This window comes from Chachezhania sediminis (assembly GCF_009765275.1).
GTDB classification, from domain to species: Bacteria; Pseudomonadota; Alphaproteobacteria; order Rhodobacterales; family Rhodobacteraceae; genus Chachezhania; species Chachezhania sediminis.
Genome location: NZ_VOPH01000016.1, coordinates 33,621 through 58,192, shown reverse-complemented (window position 1 = coordinate 58,192; position 24,572 = coordinate 33,621). Strand labels below are relative to the sequence as shown.

Sequence of the window (24,572 nt, the reverse complement as noted above, 5' to 3'; positions counted from 1 at the left end):
CTGATTTCCGATCAGGAGGTCGGGCCGGGTTTCCAGTGCGACAGGTCGGTGCCCAGCAGGGCTTCCAGCCGCTCCACCTCGGACGAGAAATGGATCCGGAGCTCGGTCTCGAACTCGGGCGAGATCTCGGCCCGCTTCGACTTCACCCGCAGCTTTTCCTTGATCGCCTCGATGTACCAGGGCTTCTGGTTGCGGGCCCAGGTCCGGAACCGCCAGACGGCGGGTTCGATCCATTTCGGTGGCCGCAGCACCAGGTTGGCCACGCTTTCGAACCGGTGCTTGTGCGAGGCATTGACCACCGGGAAGTCGTCGCGCCCGTCATCGTCGAGCCCCAGGAAGGCCAGCGTGCGGACATAGACGGACCGGGGATCGGTCTTCAGGTCTTCCTGGAACAGCACCAGCCGCCGGTCGGCGGGAACCAGGGCAAAGAACCGCTCGATCTGTTCGGAAAAGCCCGCGACGTCGCGGTACTGCAGGAACTGCGGCGCCAGGCAGGTCTCGGGCAGGTTCTCGCCCCGGGCGCGGGCATCCTGCAGCGCCCAGGCCTTCCGGAAGTCTTCCTCGTCCTCGTTGCGGTCCCAGATCTGTTCCATGTGGAAGGCATGGGCCACCTGGATCGGATCGCGCAGCATGACGATGAAGCGCGCATCGGGCACCATCTCGAGAATGCGCGGGATCGCGCGGTGCGAGGCGAGGTAGTTCGTCGATCCTTCGCCGACGGCCTTGTGCACCGCGGGGTCCGCGGCCGCGAAGAGCCGCAGATAGCTTTCGTCGTCGTCCAGCTCGTGCTGCTTGGACAGTTCCGGGTAGTCGTCCGAGAAGTAGAACGGCTCCTTCGGATTGCAGAAGAAGACGTTCGCATGATCGTCGAGATATTGCGCCAGCGCCGATGTCCCGCACTTGGGCGCACCGATGATGAAGAAGTTCGGGGTCATGTGCAGGGTCCTCGTGCAGGGTCCTCGTGCCGGCGCCTCAGCGGCGCGCGCGGCGGGCGTTCTCGATCCGGAAAAGGACCTCGCCCGGGGCATGCATGGCCTCGCGGGCCCAGTGCATTCCGGTGCGGGCCAGGTGGCGGACGCGGATCGCGCGGCCGACCAGGCGCTGGCGGGACAGGGCGGCGCCGATGTCGGCCTCGGTCGCGCCGGCGGTGAAATGGGGCACATAGCCGGCCTCGGTCATGGTGGCGCCCAGCACCGCCTCCAGCGCCATGCCGGTCCGGGCCGGGATCGCGTCCTTCCAGGCCTCGTTGCGGCCCTTGTCGGCGGCCTTGCCGACCAGCTTGTGCAGCGACTGTTCCTTTGCCGACACGACCTTGCCGGACGGGGTCGCGGTGGCCGTTTCACCGGCTGGGCCGAACAGCGCGTCCAGCGTGGCGTCCATCGACTCCGGATCGCTCATCAGGTCCTCGTAGCGGATCACGGTCAGCGGCATCGACAGGGCCGCGCTGGCCCTGCGGTGCTTCAGCCAGGCGGCGGCGGCGCGCAGCGGGTCGCCCCCGGCCATCGGCCCGCCATAGGAATAGACGGTGCGGGTGTTCATCATCGAGTTCACGACCCCGCGCGGATCGCGCAGGATCTCCAGGAAGTCGGCCTCGGGCACGACGGCGCGCACGGCCTCTTCCTCGAACACGACCTCGGCGTTCTTGACCAGGAAATGCTGCCCCGACAGGCCGTGCGTCTCGCGGTAGGCGTCCAGGAAGGCCAGCAGGATCTCGCGCCGGCCCTGGCCGGCCAGGGCGGTGGCCAGCGCGGCCAGCCGCGTCTCGTCCAGGCCCAGATTGTCCATCTGCATGTCGCGCCGGAACAGCGCGGTCAGCCCGTCGGCATCCAGCCCGCGGATCTCGTCCTCGCTGCGCCAGAACAGCAGCAGCGGCAGGCGGAATTCCGGGATCACCACCACGTTCGAACGGTTCTCGGCGATGCGGTTGGCTAGGAAGGTCGACCCCGACCGGGCACAGTAGATCAGGAAGGTGATCCTCATGCGGCTACTCCGGCTTTCCAGTGCGACAGGTCGCGGCCGGTCAGGCGCTCGATCTTGTCGGTCTGCGGGTCGAAGACCCGGTGCAGTTCGGCCAGCTGCTCGGGGGAGAGCCGGGCCCGTTTCAGGTCCTTGGTCAGCATCCCCTTGACCGCCTTCAGGGTTCCCCCGTTGCCGGTGCGCAGCCATTTCTTGAGCCCGCGCACCGCGGGCGCGATCGCCGGCGGCGGCGACTGGTAGAACCGGGCCAGCCCCTGGAAACGGTGCTGGTGCGAGGCCTTGACCACGCCGATGTCGGAGAGATCCTCGTCCTCCAGCCCCAGGAAGTCGCTGACCGACCTGTAGAACCCGGGCGCATCGGCGCGGATGTCGTCGATGAAGCCGACCAGCAGCCGGCCTTCGGGGATATGGGCCATGGCGCGTTCCAGCTGGTCGCCCAGGCTACAGTACTTGCCATAGATGATCCGGCCCGGCTCGCCCACCGTGGCCGGCAGCCGCTCGCCCTTCTCCCGCTGCTCCTGCAGGCTCCAGGCGGCCCAGAAATCGCGCTCGTCCTCGTTGAGGTTGAAGACCTGTTCCTGGTGCCAGGACTGGACCTGTTCGACCGGGTTGCGCAGCATGATGATGAACCGCGCGTCGGGATTGAACTCCAGGATGTTGGGCACCGCCGCTTCCGAGTAGAGATGCACCACCGAGCCGTCGATCAGGTGGGTCTTCCCGGCCGGGGCCACCGCGAAGAGGGCCAGGTAGTCCTCCAGCGTCTGGATGTTGGAAACCCCCTTGTCGCGGACCAGGTCGGTGGCCCAGAAACCGGTTTCCTTCGGGTAGGGCAGGAAGACCTTGGAGTGCTGCTCCAGCGCACGGACCAGGTTGGTGGTGCCGCACTTCGGCGCGCCCAGCAGGAAGACGTTGGGTTTCCGCGTCGTCATATGGGCTGGTACTCCCGTTGCTCGCAATTGCCGCGCAGGTCGCGGGGCACACCCTTTCCGGGCGTCGTTTCGTTACGGGCGCAGCGACCTGACGGCAGGTCCCTGCGCCCTGCGATGGTCATCCGGCCGCCACGCGACCCTTGTTCACAAGACACATGACGCTGGGGTCGATCTTCAGGCTGCGGCGGCACATCCAGACGCCGAAGACCCCCGTCGCCACCTGTTCGAGCCCGGCCGCCACGGCCGCGCCGTGGATGCCGAAGGCCCAGACCAGCGGCACCAGCGAGGCCAGCAGCACGCCGATGGCCCACAGCAGCATCTTCATGTAGCGCCGCTCCTGGCCCATCATCTGCAGCATCGCCGGGGCCGGGCCGCTGAGGACCCGGACAAGATAGCCGCCGGCCACCAGCACCAGCGCCCAGTGCGCGAAGCTGAATTCCTTGTTGAAGAGTGCCAGCGTCCAGCCCCCCTCGAGGAGGAAGAGCAGGAAGAACAGGGCCCCCGGAATGCCGGTGAACAGCACCACGAAACGGTTGATGTCGCGGATGCCGTCCATGTCGCCCCGTTCGTGGGCGGCCGACATCATCGGCATGGCCAGCATGTTGGCCGCCACCATGAACAGGTTCACGACCATGGCCAGGCGCAGGGCGGCGAAGAAGGCGCCGCTGTCCTCGGCGGACAGCAGCACCCCGACGATCAGCATCGCCACGTTCGGGGTTGCGGCGGACAGCACGCTGCTGCTCCAGAACACCCAGGCCGACCGGTCCCATTCGGTGCGGGACTCGTAGCTGACGGGCGAGCGCAGCAGCGCCTGCGGCCGGGTCTCGGCATAGAGGCCGGCCTGGACGATGGTCAGCGCCAGCAGCATGAGCGAGATCACCAGGAAGCCCCAGGTCACCGGGATCGGGCCGGACAGGCCGATGGCGGGAATGGCGAACAGCGCGACGACCGCGGCGCGCCAGATCACCTCGCGCGGGGCCAGGGCCAGCACGATCGAGCCATGGGCGCGCAGCACGTGGGACTGGTATTCGGCCAGCCCCAGCGACACGGTGAAGAAGGCGACGGTCCAGGGATAGAAGCCCCCGGTCAGCCGGTCGGAGACCTCGCTGGCCAGAACGAACAGCAGCGACAGGATCGCGCAGCCCCCCAGGACCAGCAGATAGCCCCGGCGGGTGAAGCCGCGCATGCCCGGGATGTCGCCGCGTTCCATGTGCACGGGGATGAAGCGCAGCGCGCCGACCCGCTGGCCCATGCTGCCGCCCAGCACCATCAGCGTGGCGGCCGAGAAGCCGAAACCGAACAGGGCGAAGCCGTCCGCCGTCATGCCCCGGGCAATGACGATGAACATGAAGAAGGACAGGCCGGCCGAGGCGATCTTGACGAAAAGACTGCTGGCTCCGCCACGGGCAAGCTTCTTCGTGAGAGACTGGCCTACACTTTGTGACATGCTCTCTGCCATCGTCTTTCTGCGGCGACCGGGCCGCCCGGGAGGTCAATGTTGCCCGATATTCGTGCGAACACGGCCAGCTTAAAGCGCCGATTTGCAGCTTGGCAACTTGAATTGCTGCTCTGCGGCATTGCAGCAAGGGCAAGGGCCCCCGGGGGAGGGATTCCGCTGGAGAATAGGCAGGAACCGGCGCAACCCGAAGGGTTGCGCCGGCCGGAACGGGGCCGGAGCCGCGGAAACGGGCAGGCCGTGAAGGGCAGGGCCGGGAGGCCGTCGCGGGCGAGGTCATACCGTCGTGCTCGGCCCGTCGGGGGCGGGCCGAAATTGGACCGGGGTTGGATCGGGGTTCGGTCGGACCGCGGGATCAGACCCAACTGCCACTGTCGAAGGACTGGATGACCCAGAGCTTGACGTTGTCGATCAGGCAGACGTCGTCGCGGGATACGGTGTTCGTGTCCCAGGTGTGCAGGAAGGTCAGCGTGCCGGTCCCGGAGGGGCGGAACACATGTCCCCCCTTGTACCAGGGGGTCACTGTCCCGTCCCCGCCGGAATGGACCACGTCGACATAGGGGCTCTGGCCGTTGGACGGGAAGGCCGAGGCGGTTCCGTCCTCGACCTTCAGCCGCGCCCGGACCGATCCGGCGCTGCCGAAGGTCGCGCCGACCTGGCGATAGGCCCAGGCCGCGGTGATCATCATGATCTGGCCCACCAGGTCCGGCGTCACGGTGAACTGGATCCGGTAGCTGGCCGGGGTCGTATTGGCCGAGGGGGCCATGGTCACCGCGCTGCCCTTCGACAGGAATTCGCCCGCCGCAGTGGTGGTGCCCAGGACCGTGCCGTTGGCCACCGACGGATTGGCCGACAGGATCGGCGCCGTGCTGGTCCCGTCGAGCAGCGTGGTCACCAGCTGCTTGTCGCGGAAGTCGAAGGACATCCGGTTGATCCGAGGTGTGCCAAGGCCCAGCTCGGTCCAGTCGGTCAGCGAGAACTCCTCGCTGTCGGAGGACCGGATGGGCGGCATCCCTTCCATGACCAGCGCGCCCGGCTCCCGCTCTCCGGTCGCGGTCCACTGGGCGGCATCGAAGGTGGCAGTGGTCGTGAAGGGCACCAGGTCCGGCCTGGGCGCATAGACGGTGCCGCCGTTGTTGACGAGGATCCCGGGATCGCACACGTCGATGCCGCTTGCGAAGGTCAGCGGCGTCCAGGTGGCGGCCTGGAACAGCCGGCCCGGTGCGGCGCCGCCCAGGGCCTGGAAATGCACCGGTCCGCCCAGCGGCGCCCGCAGCCGCGCGCCGTCATAGGCCCCCAGGAAATACGGGGCCTTGCGGCAGCTGGCCTTCTGGTAGCTGCGGATGTTGACGAAGGCCCCCGGCCCCTGGGCCACGATCGCGGCGCCGGCATTGGGATTGTTCACGCCGGGATTGCCGGTGATGCCGGGGTTCTCGAAATAGACGTTGTCGAAGATCGCGGTCGTGATGTGGTTGTGATTGTAGCCGACCACCTTGACCAGCCCGGCGGCGCTGGACTGGATGCGCCCGCCGACGAAGAACAGCCGGGCTTCCTCCCAGGTTTCCTCGCCGCTCAGCAGCAGCGACCAGCCGGTCCCCCCGGAGACGTCGCACCCGATCATCTTGAAGATGCAGCGCACCTCGGCCGTGTGCCGGTTCGGATCCTCGATGCTGGTCGTGCCCGTGCGCCCGCCGGTCAGGCGGAACTTGGAAAAGCGGGCCTCGCCATTGGCGTATTCGCGCACCAGCAGGCAGCGGTCGCGGGCGCCGCTGACCGTGATGTCGTCCACGGTGCAGTCATTGGTCGACCCCTGGATCCCGTCGCCGATCACCAGCAGGTGGGTTGCCGTGTAATCCGACAGGATCGACAGGCTGCGCAGGTCGCCGCCGATGCCCAGCAGCGTCACGCCGGCTTCGGGGGTCGAGGCCCAGAGGCCCGACAGGCGGCGTCCGCTGCCGACCAGGCGGGCGCTGTCGACGACAAGCCGTCCGGCGATGTTGACCCAGCCGCCGATGGAGACATCGTAGCCCCGGTCGAGCGCGGACTGGATCTTTGCCGTCGCATCCTCGGCCGATTGCGCGGCCACCGCCGACGACACCACGTCGCATCCCAGCGCCAGGGCCGACAGGCACCGGCTGGACGCGCAATCGGCACGCAGCTTCACGCCTCCGGCCGTCAGCAGTTCGTAATCGGTCCCGGCCGGGTCGACGACGGTATAGTTGCAGACATCGGGCACGCGGATGCAGTCGCCGGTGGTGAACCAGCTCTGGGGGCGGGTGTCTGCCAGAAGTGCCGCAACGCTTGCCAGCGGCGAGGTCGGGCCCAGCACCGCGAGCCCGATCCCCGACCCCATGGCCGTGACGGTGGTGCCGTTCACGGCCATGCTGCCCGGGGTCGTGATCACGAACCGGCTTTCCGGGGTCTGGCAGAGATCGCCCGGCTGCAGGTCGGGATTGGCGATGACAGCCGTCTTGGAGGCCAGGTTGAAAACCTGTGTCTGGCGAAGCCCGTCGAGCGTGTTCTTCAGCTGCACGCCGCTCATGGGCAACGTGGGGATGGTGACGGCCATGAGATGTTTCCCGTATCTGTTTCAAAACCCGAAAGGCGCGGATCGCGGTCACGCCCCGATCAGCCCGTCGCCAGGGTCGCGACCTGCTACGGATCCGTGCAGGCGGAAAAGTAGGAAGAATTGCTTTTGATCTCTTGAAGGCACCGTACGTTGGGCCCGTCCGGGGGAACGTGGCGCAGTGCAACGGCGGGTGCCGGGCCGCGCCAGGGGCAGGCGCAAATGCCCCCCGGTCGGCTCAGGATGCGGGCGCGTATCAGCGTCAGCGCAAACTCACGCACCGCAGGATCGATCCGGTTGTTGGACGGACGTCCGCGGGCCTTGTGCCGGATCGCCGCCGGACCATCGGCCTGGAACGTCTTCAGAAGCCGGTGAACCTGCCTTCGGCTCGGGCCCAGGACCGAGGCTGCCGCCACCGCAGACATCCGGCCTTGCGCCACATCACTCAGGACTTCGATCCGGTTCAGCTCGCGCTCGCTCATGACCACCAATCCCACGGCCGCACTCCAATCCTGCCCAATCAGGAGAGTGTGACACTTCAGCTTTGCTCATGTGGGACATTCTAACTTGGCGCTTACAGCGCGGCGTCCTGTAGTGGGGGTTATGCAAAAACTGGACGGCAAAGGGGAGTGACGACGGGCACAGGGAACGCGATGGAGGGGAAGTGACGGGGGAAAGCGACATGGCGCAGGCACGGGCAGACGGATGCGCCAATGGAAAGGGCCGCGCCCGAAGGCCGGCCCCGTCGCGTTGCATTGCCGACGCGTGCGGGCGGTCCCCCGGGACCGCGGCAGCTCAGTTGGCGGTGGTGGTGGTGCTGGTCCCGACGACGCTGCCATCATCGTCGGTCACGGCGATCAGGACCACGGCGAATGCGCCTGCAGCGGCCGCGGTCGCGCCAGCGCCCAGGCCGCTGAAGCCCCCGCGTTGCTGCGCCGAGGCGACCGAGGCCAGGCCCAGTGTCAGGCCCAGTGCGGTGATGGTGGCCAGGGCCAGAGCTTTGGTTGCCGATTTCATGCCGGAAATCCCTCGTGAAAGACTGTCTTGCCAAAGCTATAGTCGGCAAGGTCTTTCAATTCAATTACGCACGGCAAAACGGCGCCGGAGACCAGCGCCGTTCCGTAAATCTTTCGACCGTGCCCGCAGTGCCCTGCCCGGACGGGGCAGAGGCGCGGGCCGTCCGACCTCAGTTGGTGGTGGTGGTCGTGGTGGTCGAGTTGTTGTCGTCGCTGTCGGCGACGGCGACAACCACCACCAGGGCGGTCATTGCGGCACCAACGCCGGCACCGACGCCGAGACCGCCGAAGGCTTGGTCTTGGGCGGATGCAGCGGAAGCCAGGCCCAGGGACGCGGCTGCAGCAAGGGTAAGCGCGAGAACAGTCGGCTTCATGGGGCAAATATCCTGTGATTCGAATGGACTATTATTCCATATGGTAGGGTGGGCGGCGCGGATTGCAACTGAAGTGTCCGGGGCTGCGACAATGCAGGGCAGAACTGGGGCAGAAGAGTCACAAGGTCCCCGAATGCCCCCGACGGGGGCCGGCGCCTCCGGACTGCCGGAAAGCTGGCAAAAACGGCCGATATCGGGTCCAAACCCAATCAGGCCCCGATCAGAAACCCATAAAAACCGCCGAAATAAGATCGGGGCCCGGTCGCGCCCCGCAGGATCAGTCGCGGCTGATCCGCCGGATTTTCAGATAGCCGATATTGCCGCCGGCCCATTGCCGGGACTGCCAGATCACCCCGCCTTCGGTGGCGGCCTGTTTCGATCCGGGCCGCGCCGCGATCCAGTAATCGTTGACCACGGTGCCCTGCGCACCGCGGCAGTTTTCCCGCAGGTGGCGCGTGGCATGGGACAGGTCGTCGATCTGCAGCTGGACGGGCCCCATGTCCGCGACCTCGCAGGCCATCGAGACCTCGATCGCCTTGTTATCGAGCGCCCGGAAGACGTAGGTGCGCGGTCCGCCGGCGGGACCGGGCCCGGGATTACGCAGCTCGACCCCGGCGGACACCATGTCCCAGCCCATGCCGCGGGTGCCGATCAGCATCCCGTTGCGGAAGTTCAGCGCGATGTTGTCGGGCGTGCGCCAGACCGCGACCCGGCCGCCGTAATCGTCGGTGCGGGTGAAGCCCTTGAAGGCATGGCCGGTCTGGTCGCGGTTCTCGATCATCACCTCGATCACGGGGACCTTCTGTTCGTCGATCAGCGCCCGGCCGGGCTTGGACGGCGCGCTGCGGTCGCGCTTGATCCGGGCGGCGATCTCCTGCCCGGTCACCAGAAGCTGGGTATAGGCGTCCGGTGCCTCGGACGGCTTGTCCATCCGGTTGCCGCAGGCCGCCAGCACCAGCGACAGGCCAAGCGCCGGCACCAGGGCCCGCATCAGGCCCGACACCCCGCGGCGCGGAATTGGATGCGCGCTCATTGCCAGACCCTTTCCCAGGCATTGTCCAGCGCCTGGCCATGGGCCTTGCGCACCTGGCCGTAAAGCCGGCCTGGCACGTTGACCATCTGGCCGCCGTCGCGCTGGATCGGCCGGATCGTGGTGCCCAGCCCGGCCGTGCTCGGCTTGCCCAGGAACCAGCTGACCGGGATGTTGAAGGTGATCCCCTTGTCGAAGGACCCTTCGCCGAAATCGTCGGCCGAGACATTGGTCAGCGTGAAGAAGCCGCCGACCCGCCAGCCGTTGGCGAAGGTGCGTTCCAGGCTGAAGGTGGCGCCGACGTCGCCGGCCAGGTAGCGCCCGGCGCTGACCTGGGCCAGATAGCCGCCGCCCATGTCCAGATAGGCGGTGGCATGGCTGGTGGCGACGCCATAGTCCCGGAAGCCGAACCACTGGTCGAAGTCGCGTTGCTGGACCGAGTTCACCTCGAGTCCGAGCGCCAGCGGACTGTCGACCGGCGCCCACAGGAGTTCGCCGGAAATGCCGCCGTACATCTCTTCCAGGTAGCCCAGGGTGACGCGTGCATAAAGGTTGCGCCCCGGCCGCCAGTAGCGCGCGGCATAGAGGTTGTTCATGGTGAAGCGGTATTCGGCATAGAACGACTGGTCGGTCCGGACATGCGGCAGGACCGAATTCGAGGCCTGCCCGTCGTCCAGGTTACCGGCCAGCTTGTAGCGCAGGGTGCCCGCGGTCAGCCAGCCCGGCGCCGGCTGGAAGGCGCCCACCAGCTGCACGCCGAAGTCGATCCGGAAGGGCAGGTCCGGGTCGAAATAGCCCGGGTCGAGATAGGGCCCCAGCCCCCACGAGAAATCCGGGTAGAGCCCGACCACCTGCATCGCGTCCGCGCCCGGTTTCGCAGGTGCCTCGCCGATGCCGGTGACGGCGCGCAGGCCGGCCACGGCCTCGGGCGCGAATTCCAGCGCTTCCAGGTCGGACCGGCGGATGGTGACCGCCGACAGGCCCATGCCGTTCCAGACCGGGATCAGCACGAAGGTCTCGACCGAGGCGGGCAGCGTCAGGGCCAGCACCCGCGCGGCGCGGCCCACGGCATTGGCCCGCGGGTCCCAGCGGATGTCGCGGAAGCGCAGGGTGGCGGTGGTGCCGGTCAGGGTCAGGTCTTCCAGGATCAGCCCGTTGGCTTCCAGCGGTTTCTGGATCCCGGTGCGGATCTGCTCGCGGGTCTCGACGCTGCCGGACCAGGCAGTCGACCAGGCCTCGGGCGCGGCGCTGCGCGACGGCCGCGGCGTGATCGGCTGCGGGGCCGGGATCTCTTCCTTGGTCAGCGGGTATTTCGGGTTGAACTGGATCTGCGCCGACAGCCCGAACGTGTCTCCGTACATGTAATAGGCGCCCAGGCGGGTGCGTTCGGTGGCCTGGTATTCGACGCCGAAGTTCAGGGACGAGCGGCGTACGAACATGTTCGACGGTGCCTCGGTCTCCAGCGTGTAGGCATCCGAGGAATATTCCGCCTTTACCCCGAAGCGGTCGTTGACCAGCCATTCGACTCCGGCAAAGGGGGCATAGTCCCCGCGGAACCAGGTGTTGGTGGCGGGCTTGCCGCCCAGGTCCGGGCCGTCGTCGCCGAAGGCCGGCCGTTCGCCGATCGACCCGATCGAGCCCGAGGATCCCAGCCGCCCCCAGCCCAGGCCGGCGGTGACCTTGATCTTGCCCGGCGTCCGCGACTGGCCCAGGGCGGGAACCTCGAAGCCCTTGGTGGCGACGATGTATTCGCCGGAATAGACACCGGTGCCGGCAAAGTCCTGCAGGCCCAGGGTCAGGGCCGGGACGTAACGGCTTTCCTTCAGAAGCCGGAAGCGGACGTCGAAGGACCGGTCGTAATAGGTGTCATAGCCATAGCGGTCGAAGCTCTGGAACCCGGTATAGCGGAAGCTGGCCATCATCCAGGGGAACACCTGGAAGGTGCCGGTCAGCCGGCCGGTCCCGCCGAAATAGGCCAGGGTCAGCGCCCCCTGCCCATCCGGCATCATCTCGGCCCCGGGCATGTCCATAAGGCCGGTCATGCCATAGAAGTTCAGGCTGGGCGCCGGCAGCGGCGTGAAGGTGGGATCGACCCAGTCGGATGCGGCGCCCCCCGGGGGCACGGTCGCCTCCTGCGCGGCGGCGCCCGTTGCGGTGACCGTCGTGATGGCGGCAAGGCCGGTGGCCAGGGCGACGGCCCGCAGGCGTGCCGGACCGGCGGGCGCCATGGCGCCCGGCAGCGGTGCCGCGCGGTCACGCACGGGTCGGAGAAGGACGGAGAACCGGGCCCGTGTCATTCCAGGTCTTTAATCTCTGCTCGGCATCAAATTGGTCCCGGTTAGACCACGCCGGAGCACCCGGGATCAATATCCGCCGGCGGTCCCGCCCGCAGCAGGGCCGGACCGCGACATTGCAGGCACAGGCCGGACCGGGGGCGCATCGGCGGGCCGCACGCGGAAAGCGGACGGAGCGACGGGGGTAAGCCCCACCCTACGCCAGCCGCACCGGCAGGACGGGATTGACACCGCCGTCCCCGGCCAGCGGCCTGGCCACCCCTCAGACCCCGTAATAGTCCCGGTACCATTCCACGAAACGGGCCACGCCCTCGGGCACCCTGGTCTTCGGGGTATAGCCTGTCAGCTTCATCAAGAGCGCCGCGTCGGCCCAGGTCGCGGGCACGTCCCCGGCCTGCATCGGCATCAGGTTGCGCGTGGCGGTCCTGCCCGTCGCGGCCTCGATGGCGGCGATGAAATCGACCAGCTGCACCGAATCCGAGTTGCCGATGTTGACCACCCGCCAGGGCGCCACCGGCGACAGGCTGTCGCCTTCTTCCACCACGCCGTCCGCGGGCCGGACCGGGGCCGCATCGATCAAGAGCCGGATCGCCTCGACCAGGTCGTCGACATAGGTGAAGTCCCGCTTCATGTCGCCATGGTTGAAGACGTCGATCGGCTTGTCTTCCAGGATCGCCTTGGTGAACTTGAACAGCGCCATGTCCGGCCGCCCCCAGGGCCCGTAGACGGTGAAGAAGCGGAACATGGTCACCGGCAGGTCGAACAGGTGCGCATAGGAATGTGCCATCGATTCCGTGGCCTTCTTGGTCGCGGCATAGAAGGACATCTGGTGGTCCGCCTTCACCACCTCGCGATAGGGCATGTCGGTATTGGCGCCATAGGCCGACGAGGTCGAGGCCAGCAGCATGTGCTGCGGCGGATGCGCCCGCGCGGCCTCCAGGATCTCGAAGGTGCCGACCAGGTTCGCTTCCAGGTAGGCCCGCGGATTGTCGATCGAATAGCGCACGCCTGCCTGCGCGGCGAGGTGGACGACGATATCCGGATGCTCCTCCTCGAAGAGCGACATCATCAGGCCGGGGCTTTCGATGCAGTCGTTGACGACCTTGAAGGCCGGGTTCTGCAAGAGCATCGCCTGGCGGCGCTCCTTCAGGGCCACGTCGTAATAGTCGTTCAGGGAATCGATCCCGACCACCCGGAACCCGTCCGCCAGCAGCCGCCGGCAGAGATGGAAGCCGATGAAGCCCGAAGACCCGGTCACCAGCGCGGTGCGCGTTTCACTCATGAAAGGCCCTTTCTGTCGCTCCCGATCCGCGGCAACCGGCGCCGATGTGCGGACGGTGCGTGGAGACCACGCACCCTACCGCGGGATCCGTCCCCCCGCACCCGTCTTTTCCGGCATTGGACCTGTACCGCGGACGGACCGCCTCCGGCGGGAGTATTTGGAAAAAGAAGAAGACAGGCGCGCGCCCTTCCCTTCTCCTTTTTCCAAGTACTCCGGGGGGAGGCCGCGCGGCACGCGCGGTCGGGGGGCAGCGCCCCCCTGCCCCGGTCGCAACCCGCCCACGGCGGGCAAACCCCGCCGCCGGCCCCGGTCTGCCCCTCAGTCGGCGCCGAACAGGTCGCGAGTGAAGACCTTGGCCTTCACGTCGCGGATGTCGTCGGTCATCCGGTTCGCGACGATGATGTCGGCCTCGGCCTTGAAGGCGTCCAGGTCGCGGATCACCCGGGAATGGAAAAAGTGATCCTCGTCCAGCACCGGCTCGTAGACGATCACCTCGATCCCCTTGGCCTTCAGCCGTTTCATGATGCCCTGGATCGAGCTTTGCCGGAAATTGTCCGACCCCGCCTTCATCACCAGCCGGTAGATCCCCACGACCTTCGGCCCCCGCATCAGGATCTGGTCCGACAGGAAATCCTTCCGCGTCCGGTTCGCGTCCACGATGGCGCGGATCAGGTTCTGCGGCACGTGGTTGTAGTTCGCCAGGAGCTGCTTGGTGTCCTTGGGCAGGCAGTAGCCGCCGTAGCCGAACGAGGGGTTGTTGTAATGCGCGCCGATCCGCGGATCGAGGCACACGCCCTCGACGATCTGGCGCGAATCCATCCCCGCCGCCATGGCATAGCTGTCGAGCTCGTTGAAGAAGGCCACCCGCATCGCCAGGTAGGTATTGGCGAAGAGCTTGATCGCCTCGGCCTCGGCCGGGTCGGTGAACAGGATCTGGACATCCTTTTCCACCGCGCCTTCCAGCAGCAGGTCGGCGAAGACGCGCGCCCGCTCCGACCGTTCGCCGACGATGATCCGGCTGGGATGCAGGTTGTCGTAGAGCGCCTTGCCCTCGCGCAGGAACTCCGGCGAGAAGATCACCTGGTCGGTCTCCCTCTCGCGGCGCAGCTCCTGGACATAGCCCACCGGGATCGTCGACTTGATCACGATGGTGGCGCGCGGGTTGACCGCGATCACCTGGTCGACCACGGCTTCCACGCTGGACGTGTCGAAATGGTTGGATTTCGGGTCGTAGTTCGTGGGCGTCGCCACGATGACGAAATCCGCGTCCGCATAGGCGGCGGCCGCATCGGTGGTGGCCGACAGCTGCAGCGGCCGGTGGGCCAGGTAATCCTCGAGCTCGGGGTCGACGATCGGGCATTGCCGGCCATTGACCGCCTGCACGCGGGTTTCGGAGATGTCGACGGCCACGACCTCGTGGGCCTGGGCCAGCAGCACGGCATTGGACAGCCCGACATAGCCGAGCCCGGCAACGGCAATCTTCATGCCTTCACCTCTTTACGAAACCTGGATCGCGCGGATGCGCGGGTGGTCTCCCTTACCGGGACATGGACGCGGATGCCAGAGAAAGGCCGAGGGCCGGTTCAGGAGCTTTTCTGTTCGGCGACCAGCGGCGCATAGCCCTCGACCCAGCGCAGGATCACGCCCCGGGCCGCCGCCGCATCGCCTGCCGCCAGCGCCTGACGCAGGGACCGCAGCATCGCCGCGACCTCGATTTCCGACAGGTAGTCCTCGTGGGCGCAGAAGATCTTGGAGTAGCGCGTGCCGATCAGGTCGTCGGTCAGCGTCAGTTCCTCTTCCATCTTCTCGCCCGGGCGCAGGCCGGTGATCGCGATCTCGATGTCGCCCTCGGGATGGATCTCGTCCCGGACGGTATAGCCCGCGCTTTCGATCACCTGGCGGGCCAGGTGCAGGATCGACACGGGTTCCCCCATGTCGAGGACGAAGATCTCGCCGCCGCGGGCCTCGGACCCGGCCTTCAGCACCAGCTGCACCGCCTCGCGCGTGGTCATGAAGAAGCGGCGCACGTTGGGATCGGTCACGGTGACCGGGCCGCCGCGGCTGATCTGGTCCTGGAACAGCGGGATGACCGATCCCGACGAACCCAGCACGTTGCCGAAGCGGACCATGGCGAAGATCGTGGGCGAGACCCGCCCCTGGCGGGCGCTGCGCCGACCGGTGCGGGTGGCCAGGTCCTGCACCACCAGTTCCGCCAGCCGTTTCGAGGCGCCCATCACGTTGGTGGGGCGCACCGCCTTGTCGGACGAGATCAGGATGAACCGTTCCACCCCCGCCTGCGCCGCCGCGACCGCCAGGGTCTGCGTGCCGAAGACGTTGTTGGCCAGCCCCGGCAGCGGGTTCGCCTCGACCAGGGGGACATGCTTGTAGGCCGCGGCATGCAGCACCACCTGGACCTCGTGCTCGGCCAGGACCCCGCGCACCTGGCGCGGATCGGTGATGGACCCCAGCACCGGCACCACCTCGATGCCGGTCTCCTCGGTCAGGCTGAGAAGTTCCTGGTGAACGGTGTAAAGCGCCAGTTCCGACAGCTCGTAAAGCACCAGCTTGCGCGGCTGGCAGGTCAGCACCTGGCGGCAGAGCTCCGACCCGATCGACCCGCCCGCCCCCGAGACCAGGACCGAGCGTCCGGCATAGCTGAACGCCGCGCGTCCCAGTTCCCCCGCGCGCGAGGCGCGGCCCAGGAAGGTCTGCGGCGCCACCGGGGCCAGCTTGTCGACCAGCGCCTCTTCCCCGATCAGCTGCGCGAAGGACGGCAGGGTCTGCACCTCCAGCCCCATCTTCTGGACGCGCCGCGCGATCTGGGCCTGTTTCGGCGGGCTGACGGACGGCATGGCCAGCAGCACCCGGTTGATGGCACGGGCCTTCACGATCTCGGCGATCTTGGCCGGCGCCAGCACCGGCAGGCCGGCCAGCATCATCCCCTGGAGCGAGGAGTTGTCGTCGACGAAGGCCACCGGGTCGATCGCCTCGTGGCTTTTCAGGGCCTGGGCCAGCTGCGCGCCGGTGGCGCCGGCGCCATAGATCAGCACCCGGCAGCGGGGCCCCGCGCTCTGGTAGACGGCGATGGTGAGATAGAGCATCACCGCGCGCGCCGCGACGATGGCCAGGAAATAGGAAATGCCGAAGACGACATGGGTACCGGGCGGCAGGCCCAGCTGGGCGATGCCCGACAGGACCGCCAGCGATCCGGCCACGGCCAGGGCATAGATCGCGGTCAGACCCACGGCATGGCGTTCATAGGCGTTCAGCTGGATCATCGGCAGGCCCAGCCACATCGACAGGCCAGTTGCCGACAACATCAGGTAGGGCAGGACCGGCCAGGTATGCCACAGCGTCGTCAGCGCGGGCGCGGGCAGCGCCTGGACGGCGAAGGTGAACAGCAGGGCAAGCGGGATCAGGACCAGGTCTAGGGCCAGGAACACGTAACCCTTCTGCCGGCGCGACAGCCCGCTGATCAGGTTCAGCATCGCCTGTCCCATCTGCGCAACCATCGCTGGCTCCTTCTGCAGACCCATCCCCGGGCCCTTCCCCGGACGTCGTGCCGGAACCTTTTCCTGTCCGGCCTGTCCACCGGCCTGCACAAGGGCAGGCAGGTCGAACCCCCATTCGAACAGCGGAACGGGCCGGCGATCCGGAGACCGGTGACACCCGTGGCAGCTGCACCGGGATCGTCATTTCGCTCTTACGGACACTTATCGCGTATCAGCATTGTCGCAGGCACGTCAAATACGGCTGCCTCCCGGAGGCCCAGAAAGCCACGTTCTGTGTCAAACATCCCTGCTTCCATACCGCCTCCTGCAACAAGCCGGCGAAAACAAGCAAAGAGTTGCCGACACCACCGGCGCGGGGCCGGCCGGTTTCCTGTCCACCTTTCCTGTCCATCGGCCACGCGCCCGTCACGCTGCCAGCCCCGCACCTGACCGGACAGAGGTTAAGGCCCGGTAAAGGGCCCGGGTCCGCGGCAAACTTTTCCAGACGCCGCACATCCGGAGCCGGAGGCCGGATATCCGCCCCGGAATGGTCCCGGAATGGCCTCGCCGAGCCGCTCCGAAATCGGCCGGAAGATAAACTTTCCAGTTGAAACAGGGACATCCCGAAACACCCCGCGACGTTTCATCAATTGAGTTTCAGAGGCAACCTGCTAGGGGATGAACAGCGGTCCAATGTATGTTCCTAATGGATGAGGCGATGGCGATGACGCAAATCACTCCGGTCATTCTCTGCGGTGGCTCCGGCACCCGGCTGTGGCCCTTGTCCCGGAAAAGCTATCCCAAGCAATTCGTCGAACTGGTGGGCAAGGAAACGCTGTTCCAGGCCTCGGCCCGGCGGCTCAGCGGCACGACCGGCGACATCGCCTTTGCCGCGCCGATGGTGCTGACCAATTCCGATTTCCGCTTCATCGTCACCGAACAGCTGCTGGGCGCGGGCATCGACCCGGGCGCGATCCTGATCGAACCCGAAGGCCGCAACACCGCGCCCGCGATCCTGGCCGCCGCGCTGCGCCTGGCGGAAACCGACCCGGACGCGATCATGCTGGTCGCACCGTCGGATCACGTGGTGCCCGATGCGGCCGCCTTCCGCGCCGCGGTGGCCAAGGGCCTGCCGGCCGTCGCCGCCGGCGACCTGGTGACCTTCGGCATCGCGCCGACCCATGCCGAAACCGCCTATGGCTACCTTGAACTGGCCTCGAAACCGGGCGCCGATGGCGGCGCTGTAAAGCTGTCTCGCTTCGTCGAAAAACCCGACATGAAGACGGCCGAGTCCATGCTGGCCGCCGGCAACTTCATGTGGAACGCGGGCATCTTCCTGTTCCGGGCCTCCGACCTGATCGCCGCGGTCAGGGCCCATGCCCCGGCCCTGATGACCCCGGTCGAGGCCGCCGTGACCGAGGCCCAGACCGACCTGGGCTTCCTGCGCCTGGCGCCGGGCCCCTGGGCCACGGCGGAAGACATCTCGATCGACTATGCGGTGATGGAAAAGGCGCCGAACCTGTCGGTCGTGCCCTTCACCGCCGGCTGGTCGGACCTGGGCGGCTGGGACGCGGTCTGGCGCGAGGCGGGCCCGGACGAGAACGGCGTCGTGACCTCGGGCGAGGCCACGGCGATCGACTGCAAGGACACGCTCCTGCGGTCCGACAGCGAGCGGCTGGAAGTCGTGGGCATCGGGCTCGACAACATCATGGCCGTGGCGATGAACGACGCGGTGCTGGTGGCCTCGATGGACCGGGCCCAGGACGTGAAACAGGCGGTGGCGGCGCTGAAGGCCAAGGGCGCGGCCCAGGCCACGACCTTCCCCAAGGACCACCGCCCCTGGGGCTGGTTCGAAAGCCTGGTCGTGGGCAAGCGCTTCCAGGTGAAGCGGATCATGGTCCACCCGGGCGCGGCCCTGTCGCTGCAATCGCATTTCCACCGGTCCGAGCACTGGATCGTGGTGGAAGGCACCGCGCGGGTGACAGTGGACGACGAGGTCAAGCTGGTGACGGAAAACCAGTCGGTCTATCTGCCCCTGGGCTGCGTCCACCGGATGGAAAACCCCGGCAAGGTGCCGATGGTCCTGATCGAGGTCCAGACCGGCGCCTATGTCGGCGAAGACGACATCGTGCGGTACGAGGACGTCTACGCCCGGAGTTGACCGGAGGACCCGGGGCGGGGGGCTCTGCCCCCCCACGCGCCTTCGGCGCTCCCCCCGAGGTATTTGAAGATCAAAGAAGCCGGGGCACGTTCCCGGCTTCTTCTTTTCAAAAATACTCCCGCCGGAGGCGGCGCGCGGCTGCGGCGTTGTGCGGCAGCAGAAACCGGGACCTTTAGGGCGGGGTTCACCCTGCCGCCCCTACCTCTTCCGCCGCACCATCCCGCCCAGCGTCTGCAACAGCAGGTCGATGTCATAGCAGGGCGAGCGGTGGGCGCGGTAGATCAGGTCCAGCCGCGCCTTTCGGGGCACGCAGGCGCGGGCATAGACCGCGTCCGTCTCCTCGGCCGTGGTGCAGCGCGCCAAGAGCATCGCCTCGTGCCGGTGATAGGCGATCGTCGCCAGCCCGGTGACCCCGGGGCGGCAGGCCAGCACCTCGGCATAAAGCTCGGGCGCGCGGTCGACATAGGTGCGCAAGGGGGGCCGGGGGCCGACGAAGCTCAGGTCGCCCTTCAGGATGTTGATCAGCTGAGGCATCTCGTCCAGCCGCGTAGCGCGCAGCCAGCGACCTGCCGGCGTGATCCGCCCGGCCTTGTTCCCGCCCGAGACGCCGCCATCTTCGGTCCCCGTGCTCATGGTCCGGAACTTGTAGAGCTTGAAGCCCGTGTCCGGCGTCTTCATCCGTTCCGAGACATAGAAGATCGGCCCCCCCTGGGTCAGCCAGAGCCACAGAACGAGACCCGCGAAGATCGGCAAGAGCAGCACCGCGAAAGCACTGGCCAGGATCAGGTCGAAGGCGCGTTTCCAGAGCGGCATGGGAGAGATCGTCCGGCTCATGCCACGGCCCCCATCGCGCGGGCGGCCCGCCAGTCGGCGGCCAGGGCACGGGCGCCAGCACTGCCGGGGACCGGCGTGACCCCGGTCGCCGGGGCCAGCAGAAGGGTCAGGTCCAGGCCCACCACCGGGATCGCCGTGTCCGGCGCGGGCCTTGGCATCCAGGGGCAGTCTGCCGCGTCCAGCAGCGCCCCCATCTCGACCGGTGCGCCGACCGGATCGGGGGCCGCGACGTTCAGCACCTCCGGCAGCAGCTGCGGCGCCACCGTCAGGTCCGCCAGCACCCGCGCCAGTGTCAGCGGGCCGACATAGCTCCGCGCCGGCGTCCGCCCGTCCGGGAAACAGTCCATCGCGCAGCCCGGCGCCCAGCCCCCCAGCGCGGCATCGAGCCCGGCGATATTGCCGATCCTGAGGCAGCAGAGATCCACGCCCCGTTCCGCCGCCAGGGCCAACGCATCGGTCTCCATCGCGGCCTTGGCCCGGCCATAGGGATTGACCGGGGCTGGCGTGTCGGTTTCGGCCCGAAGACCCGCGCCACTGCCATAGACCGCGGCCGAGGAGGCCAGCAGCAGCCGCGCCCCGCTGTCGGCCGCCGCCCGCACCGCAGCCAGGCCCAGGGCGACAGTGGCATCGTATTCGGCCTCGGACCGGGCCGCTGCTGGCACCACACCGGCAAGGCACAGAATCGTTCCCGCCCCGGACACCGCCCGCGCCAGTCCCGCCGGGTCGCCCAGCATGTCGATCTGAACGCTTCCGCCGCCGTAGGGTGCGTGGTCCCCACGCACCGCCCCGTCCGGAGAAACTCCCCCGGACGCGCCCCAATTCCGGGCCGTCCAGACCGTCCGCGCTGCCAGGTCCGGGGCCAGGACCGGCCAGGCGGCCTGCAGCACGCGTCCGATCCGACCGTTGGCACCAAGCACCACATTGCGCATGAATAGCCTCCGCTCCGGCCAAGATGTTGACGCTCCCCCTCCGCCCAGTATCTTGCCCGTCGACAAAAAGAAACGTTCTGCCCGCCGATTCCGGTGCCGATCCCGGCGCTGGCGGTCACCGGGCCCACCTTCCGGATCTCGCATGCCCCGCCTGCCTTTTGCCTCGTCACCGCTGCACGCTCTTGCCCTCGGGGCGGCCGTGGCGATTCTGGGGCTGCTGCCCGCCTGCGGCCGCCTGCCCTCGGGCGGGCCGGTCCGCGAAGAGGTCGTCTCGCAGTCGGGCGACCCGAACACGGATTTCGCCGTCTATCCGGTGACCCGCGCCTTCCTGCCCACCGTCACCCACTGGCCACCCGCGGGGCGGGCGGAACGTCTCAGCTGGCTGCCCGCCAGCCGCGGGCCGATGACCCAGGCGATCCGGCCGGGGGACAAGCTGGCGTTGAGGATCTGGGATTCGGGCGACAATTCGCTGCTGACCGCCCCCGGCCAGCGCGAGGTCACCCTGCAGCAGACCACCGTCGCCCCCAACGGCACCGTGTTCCTTCCTTACGTCGGCGACGTGAACGTGCTGGGCCTCAGCCCCGACCTGGCCCGGTCCGAGCTGCAGTCGAAGATCGAGGCGATCGTGCCCTCGGCCCAGGTCCAGCTGGAGATGAGCGAAGGCCGCTCGAACTCGGTCGACCTGGTTTCGGGCGTGGCACGGCCCGGGCCCTACCCGATGCCCGACCGCGACTATTCCGTGATGGCGCTGATCGCGGCGGGGGGCGGCATATCCCAGGGCATCACCAATCCGCAGATCCGGCTGATGCGGTCGGGCCATATCTACGGCACCTCGGTCGAGAGGCTGATGGACAACCCGGGCCTCGACGCAAGGCTGTCCGCCGGCGACCGGGTCTTCGTCGAGGCGGATACCCGCTATTTCCTGTCCTTCGGCGCGACCGGGACCGAAGCGGTGCACCCGTTCACCAAGGACGACGTCTCGGCCATGGACGCGGTGGCGATCATGGGCGGCTTCAACGACAACCGGGCGGATCCGAAGGGGCTCCTGATCCTGCGGGAATACGGCGCCTCGGCCCTGTCGCCCGGGGCACGCGGCCCCCGCCAGCAGCGGGTGGTCTTCACGGTGGACCTGACCTCGACCGACGGGCTGTTCTCGGCCCGGAACTTCCCGATCCAGCCCCAGGACCTGGTGATCGCGACCGAAAGCCCGATCAACGACGCGCTGACGATCTCGAACCTCGTCGGCAACTTCTTCGGCGTCTTCAGCCGCGCCGGCGCGATCTGATCGCGTCCGGCACACCCGTCCGCTTTCCCGCCGTCCCTCCGCAGCCCCTGCGTGAACGGTGCAGGAAGGCCACACCCACGCGCAGGTCGGCATCCGGCCGGTTCAGAGACCGCTCCGCGCCGAAAGAGCTATTGCAGAGCCCTGTCTGCTTGGCCAAAAGGCTTGGACGGACCGGGGGAGCACCTGCACAACGGGCAACCGACAGAGACCGGTTCGTCAGCCGGCAGAAACGGAGCGTGAATGACCCGCAAGGCACTGATCACCGGGGTAACCGGGCAGGACGGATCCTACCTGGCCGAATTCCTTCTGGAGAAGGGCTATGAAGTGCACGGCATCAAGCGCCGCGCCTCGCTCTTCAACACGCAGCGGATCGACCACATCTACGAGGATCCGCACACCGACCACGCCCGCTTCCGGCTGCATTACGGCGACCTGGGCGACAGTTCCAACCTGACCCGGATCCTGTCCGAGGTCCGCCCGGACGAGGTCTACAACCTCGGCGCCCAGTCCCATGTCGCCGTCAGCTTCGAGGCGCCGGAATATACCGCGGATGTCGACGGCCTGGGCACGCTGCGCCTGCTGGAAGCCATCCGCTTCCTGGGGATGGAGAAGACCACGCGCTTCTACCAGGCCTCGACCTCGGAACTTTACGGCCTGGTGCAGGAAAGCCCCCAGACCGAGACGACGCCGTTCTACCCGCGCTCGCCCTACGCCGTGGCCAAGCTCTATGCTTACTGGATCACGGTGAACTACCGCGAGGCCTATGGCATGTATGCCTGCAACGGGATCCTCTTCAACCACGAGAGCCCGCGCCGGGGCGAGACCTTCGTCACCCGCAAGATCACCCGCGGCCTGGCCAATATCGCGCAAGGGCTGGAGCCCTGCCTCTACATGGGCAATATCGACAGCCTGCGCGACTGGGGCCATGCCAAGGATTACGTCCGCATGCAGTGGATGATGCTGCAGCAGGACGTGGCCGAGGATTTCGTCATCGCCACTGGCGTCCAGTACACCGTGCGCCAGTTCATCCATTGGTCCGCGGCGGAACTGGGGATCACGCTCGAATTCTCGGGCGAGGGCGTGGACGAGATTGCCACCGTTACCGCGGTCGAGGGCGACATGGCCTCGGCGGTGAAGGTCGGCGACGTGATCGTGCGGATCGACCCGCGCTATTTTCGCCCGGCCGAGGTCGACACGCTTCTGGGCGATCCGGCCCGCGCCAAGGCCCGCCTGGGCTGGGAGCCCGAGATCACGGTCCAGGAGATGTGCGCCGAGATGGTGGCCGAGGACCTGAAGACCGCCCGCCGCCACGCGCTGCTGAAGCAGCACGGCATGGAGATGCCGGTCTCGATCGAGACCTGACCCCGCCCTTGCCGGCCGGGCCAGGATCATGACCCTGTGTCCGGCCGTGCCCCCCGGGCCCCGGTCGGGCCCGGCCTGCGATCCAGGGCCCGCCCCGGCCCGAAACCGGAAGGAGACCGTGGCAGATGCTCGTGTCCCACACCCACAGGTTCATCTACTTCAAGACCGTCAAGACGGCTGGCACCTCGGTCGAGATGGCGCTGCAGCGCTATTGCCTGCCCCCGGACATGGCCGAGGACACGGTCCAGGCGCTGAAGGAAGCCGCGATGGAGACCGAGACCGGCATCGTCGGCAAGCGCGGCCCGTCGCGCCCCGGTGTCGATCACTGGTTCAACCACATGCCGGCGCAGCGGATCCGCCGCCAGCTGGACGATCCGGCGATCTGGAACGGCTATCTGAAGTTCTGCAATATCCGCAATCCCTGGGACAAGGTCGTGTCCTGGTTCCACTTCCGCCATCCCCAGGCCAAGACCCTGTCCCATGCGGAAACGGTCGCTTCCTTCCGCGCCTGGCTGCCGGGCACGGACGAGGTGGGCCGCGACTTCCACATCTATTCCATCGACGGCAAGCCGGTGGCGGACGACTATATCCGCTATGACCGGCTGGAAGAGGATTTCACCCGGATCTGCGGCAAGCTGGACCTGGACCCGGGCATCCTGCCCCGTTTCAAGACGGCCGAACGCGGCGACGCCAAGATCCCCTATCAGGACTATTACGACGACGCGTCCCGCGCCCGGGTGGCCCAGGACTTCGCCCCCGACATCGCCGCCTTCGGCTGGACCTTCGAGAACGGGTGACCCGGTGAAGGAAGAGCGCTATCTCGTCCGTCACGGCGTCACGCTCTATCTCGACGTGGGCGCCAATGCCGGCCAGACCGGCCAGCGGCTCAGGCAGGAAGGCTATGCCGGGCGCATCGCGTCCTTCGAGCCGATCGCGGCGGTCTTCGCCCGGCTTCAGGCGGCGGCCGACGATCCGGACTGGGCGGTGCACCACACCGGCGTGGGTGACCGCGACGGCACGGCCACGATCGGCGTGTCGGAAAACTTCGTCTCGAGCTCGATCCTGCCCGCGACCGACCGGTTGCTCGCCATCCACGCGCCGGTCCGCCAGGCAAGGCAGGAGGAGATTTCCATCGCCCGCCTGGACACGGTCGCCCCGGCGCTGATCCGGCCCGGCGATACGGTCTGCCTGAAGATCGACACCCAGGGCTTCGAGCGCGCGGTGATCGAAGGGGCGGCCGGCGTCCTGGACCGGATCCTGCTCGTGCGGATGGAGGTCGCGGTCCACGAGGTCTACGCAGGCGAAATGACGGTGGCCGAGGCCATTTCGCTGATGGCGGACCGGGGCTTCGGCCTGATCGAGGCCTGGCCCGCCTGGCGCCATCCCGACACGGCCGAGGTCCTGCATTTCGACCTGTTCTTCCGCGCCGGCGCCCCGGACTGAGGGGCGCGGTGCGCGGGGACCACGCACCCTGCCTTTTGCGCCCCCCCCTACGCCCCGCTGCGCCTCCCTGTGCCCTGCGGGAGTCCGGTTTCCACGGACAGTCCCGACCCTGGCGTCCGACCGCCTCCGGCGGGAGTATTTGT

General features: G+C 67.8%; 19 protein-coding genes and 1 pseudogene. 5 read left to right on the top strand and 15 right to left on the bottom strand.

Annotation, left to right across the window (positions count from 1 at the left end; all coding sequences use genetic code 11):
• Window positions 1-11: 11 nt before the first annotated feature.
• The 13 genes and pseudogenes from FQK05_RS24335 to FQK05_RS24275 form a co-directional block, all read right to left on the bottom strand.
• Window positions 12-935, bottom strand: a complete 924-nt coding sequence (locus tag FQK05_RS24335; protein ID WP_199252761.1) for a sulfotransferase — start codon at window positions 933-935, stop codon at window positions 12-14.
• 37 nt (window positions 936-972) lie between these two features.
• The gene (locus FQK05_RS24330; RefSeq protein ID WP_158971898.1) at window positions 973-1,980 is read right to left on the bottom strand and encodes a sulfotransferase; all 1,008 of its coding nucleotides are present in this window, start codon (window positions 1,978-1,980) and stop codon (window positions 973-975) included.
• On the bottom strand, window positions 1,977-2,906 hold the full coding sequence (locus FQK05_RS24325) for a sulfotransferase family protein (RefSeq protein ID WP_158971895.1): 930 nt from the start codon (window positions 2,904-2,906) through the stop codon (window positions 1,977-1,979). Before FQK05_RS24325 ends, FQK05_RS24330 begins: the two co-directional genes overlap by 4 nt.
• 118 nt (window positions 2,907-3,024) lie before the next feature.
• Entirely contained in the window at window positions 3,025-4,353 is a 1,329-nt protein-coding gene (locus tag FQK05_RS24320) for a lipopolysaccharide biosynthesis protein (RefSeq protein ID WP_158971893.1), read from the bottom strand.
• Between the two features lie 364 nt (window positions 4,354-4,717).
• Window positions 4,718-6,931: a hypothetical protein gene (locus tag FQK05_RS24315; protein ID WP_158971891.1), complete on the bottom strand. Its 2,214-nt coding sequence runs from the start codon at window positions 6,929-6,931 to the stop codon at window positions 4,718-4,720.
• A gap of 242 nt (window positions 6,932-7,173) precedes the next feature.
• Window positions 7,174-7,425: pseudogene (locus tag FQK05_RS24310) on the bottom strand (helix-turn-helix domain-containing protein); the annotation flags it as partial.
• Between the two features lie 298 nt (window positions 7,426-7,723).
• Window positions 7,724-7,945, bottom strand: coding sequence for a hypothetical protein (locus FQK05_RS24305; RefSeq protein WP_158971889.1), 222 nt, complete (start codon window positions 7,943-7,945; stop codon window positions 7,724-7,726).
• Window positions 7,946-8,114: 169 nt separating this feature from the next.
• Window positions 8,115-8,318 (bottom strand): hypothetical protein, encoded by a 204-nt coding sequence (locus tag FQK05_RS24300; protein WP_158971887.1) that lies wholly within the window; start codon window positions 8,316-8,318, stop codon window positions 8,115-8,117.
• Between the two features lie 277 nt (window positions 8,319-8,595).
• Complete coding sequence (locus FQK05_RS24295) at window positions 8,596-9,351, bottom strand: YjbF family lipoprotein (protein WP_158971885.1); 756 nt, start codon at window positions 9,349-9,351, stop codon at window positions 8,596-8,598.
• On the bottom strand, window positions 9,348-11,645 hold the full coding sequence (locus tag FQK05_RS24290) for a YjbH domain-containing protein (protein ID WP_233270665.1): 2,298 nt from the start codon (window positions 11,643-11,645) through the stop codon (window positions 9,348-9,350). The genes FQK05_RS24295 and FQK05_RS24290 overlap by 4 nt, the downstream gene beginning before the upstream one ends.
• Window positions 11,646-11,904: 259 nt before the next feature.
• Entirely contained in the window at window positions 11,905-12,924 is a 1,020-nt protein-coding gene (locus tag FQK05_RS24285; RefSeq protein WP_158971883.1) for an NAD-dependent epimerase/dehydratase family protein, read from the bottom strand.
• A gap of 318 nt (window positions 12,925-13,242) precedes the next feature.
• Window positions 13,243-14,409, bottom strand: a complete 1,167-nt coding sequence (locus tag FQK05_RS24280; protein ID WP_158971881.1) for a nucleotide sugar dehydrogenase — start codon at window positions 14,407-14,409, stop codon at window positions 13,243-13,245.
• Between the two features lie 98 nt (window positions 14,410-14,507).
• On the bottom strand, window positions 14,508-16,412 hold the full coding sequence (locus FQK05_RS24275) for a polysaccharide biosynthesis protein (protein WP_158971939.1): 1,905 nt from the start codon (window positions 16,410-16,412) through the stop codon (window positions 14,508-14,510).
• A 727-nt stretch (window positions 16,413-17,139) separates the two neighbouring features.
• Between FQK05_RS24275 and FQK05_RS24270 the strand changes: the two genes are divergently transcribed.
• Complete coding sequence (locus FQK05_RS24270) at window positions 17,140-18,576, top strand: mannose-1-phosphate guanylyltransferase/mannose-6-phosphate isomerase (protein WP_158971937.1); 1,437 nt, start codon at window positions 17,140-17,142, stop codon at window positions 18,574-18,576.
• 198 nt (window positions 18,577-18,774) lie between these two features.
• Here FQK05_RS24270 and FQK05_RS24265 read toward each other — a convergent pair whose 3' ends face one another.
• On the bottom strand, window positions 18,775-19,410 hold the full coding sequence (locus FQK05_RS24265) for a sugar transferase (protein ID WP_407644519.1): 636 nt from the start codon (window positions 19,408-19,410) through the stop codon (window positions 18,775-18,777).
• Window positions 19,407-20,339 (bottom strand): NAD-dependent epimerase/dehydratase family protein, encoded by a 933-nt coding sequence (locus tag FQK05_RS24260; RefSeq protein ID WP_158971879.1) that lies wholly within the window; start codon window positions 20,337-20,339, stop codon window positions 19,407-19,409. The genes FQK05_RS24265 and FQK05_RS24260 overlap by 4 nt, the downstream gene beginning before the upstream one ends.
• A 142-nt stretch (window positions 20,340-20,481) precedes the next feature.
• Between FQK05_RS24260 and FQK05_RS24255 the strand changes: the two genes are divergently transcribed.
• The 4 genes from FQK05_RS24255 (at window position 20,482) to FQK05_RS24240 (ending at window position 24,429) form a co-directional block, all read left to right on the top strand.
• Entirely contained in the window at window positions 20,482-21,624 is a 1,143-nt protein-coding gene (locus FQK05_RS24255) for a polysaccharide biosynthesis/export family protein (protein ID WP_158971877.1), read from the top strand.
• Between the two features lie 240 nt (window positions 21,625-21,864).
• Window positions 21,865-22,986 carry a GDP-mannose 4,6-dehydratase gene (gene gmd, locus FQK05_RS24250; RefSeq protein WP_158971875.1) on the top strand — a complete coding sequence of 374 codons (1,122 nt, stop codon included), beginning with the start codon at window positions 21,865-21,867 and terminating at the stop codon, window positions 22,984-22,986.
• Between the two features lie 125 nt (window positions 22,987-23,111).
• Complete coding sequence (locus FQK05_RS24245) at window positions 23,112-23,783, top strand: sulfotransferase family protein (RefSeq protein ID WP_158971873.1); 672 nt, start codon at window positions 23,112-23,114, stop codon at window positions 23,781-23,783.
• 4 nt (window positions 23,784-23,787) lie between these two features.
• Window positions 23,788-24,429, top strand: coding sequence for an FkbM family methyltransferase (locus tag FQK05_RS24240; protein ID WP_158971871.1), 642 nt, complete (start codon window positions 23,788-23,790; stop codon window positions 24,427-24,429).
• Window positions 24,430-24,572 lie beyond the last annotated feature (143 nt).

Bases quoted from the DNA above. Each gene is read 5' to 3' on its own strand.
- FQK05_RS24335 (WP_199252761.1), bottom strand. From the start codon at position 935: ATGACCCCGAACTTCTTCATCATCGGTGCGCCCAAGTGCGGGACATCG.
- FQK05_RS24330 (WP_158971898.1), bottom strand. From the start codon at position 1,980: ATGAGGATCACCTTCCTGATCTACTGTGCCCGGTCGGGGTCGACCTTC.
- FQK05_RS24325 (WP_158971895.1), bottom strand. From the start codon at position 2,906: ATGACGACGCGGAAACCCAACGTCTTCCTGCTGGGCGCGCCGAAGTGC.
- FQK05_RS24320 (WP_158971893.1), bottom strand. From the start codon at position 4,353: ATGTCACAAAGTGTAGGCCAGTCTCTCACGAAGAAGCTTGCCCGTGGC.
- FQK05_RS24315 (WP_158971891.1), bottom strand. From the start codon at position 6,931: ATGGCCGTCACCATCCCCACGTTGCCCATGAGCGGCGTGCAGCTGAAG.
- FQK05_RS24305 (WP_158971889.1), bottom strand. From the start codon at position 7,945: ATGAAATCGGCAACCAAAGCTCTGGCCCTGGCCACCATCACCGCACTG.
- FQK05_RS24300 (WP_158971887.1), bottom strand. From the start codon at position 8,318: ATGAAGCCGACTGTTCTCGCGCTTACCCTTGCTGCAGCCGCGTCCCTG.
- FQK05_RS24295 (WP_158971885.1), bottom strand. From the start codon at position 9,351: ATGAGCGCGCATCCAATTCCGCGCCGCGGGGTGTCGGGCCTGATGCGG.
- FQK05_RS24290 (WP_233270665.1), bottom strand. From the start codon at position 11,645: ATGACACGGGCCCGGTTCTCCGTCCTTCTCCGACCCGTGCGTGACCGC.
- FQK05_RS24285 (WP_158971883.1), bottom strand. From the start codon at position 12,924: ATGAGTGAAACGCGCACCGCGCTGGTGACCGGGTCTTCGGGCTTCATC.
- FQK05_RS24280 (WP_158971881.1), bottom strand. From the start codon at position 14,409: ATGAAGATTGCCGTTGCCGGGCTCGGCTATGTCGGGCTGTCCAATGCC.
- FQK05_RS24275 (WP_158971939.1), bottom strand. From the start codon at position 16,412: ATGCTGAACCTGATCAGCGGGCTGTCGCGCCGGCAGAAGGGTTACGTG.
- FQK05_RS24270 (WP_158971937.1), top strand. From the start codon at position 17,140: ATGACGCAAATCACTCCGGTCATTCTCTGCGGTGGCTCCGGCACCCGG.
- FQK05_RS24265 (WP_407644519.1), bottom strand. From the start codon at position 19,410: ATGAGCCGGACGATCTCTCCCATGCCGCTCTGGAAACGCGCCTTCGAC.
- FQK05_RS24260 (WP_158971879.1), bottom strand. From the start codon at position 20,339: ATGCGCAATGTGGTGCTTGGTGCCAACGGTCGGATCGGACGCGTGCTG.
- FQK05_RS24255 (WP_158971877.1), top strand. From the start codon at position 20,482: ATGCCCCGCCTGCCTTTTGCCTCGTCACCGCTGCACGCTCTTGCCCTC.
- gmd (WP_158971875.1), top strand. From the start codon at position 21,865: ATGACCCGCAAGGCACTGATCACCGGGGTAACCGGGCAGGACGGATCC.
- FQK05_RS24245 (WP_158971873.1), top strand. From the start codon at position 23,112: ATGCTCGTGTCCCACACCCACAGGTTCATCTACTTCAAGACCGTCAAG.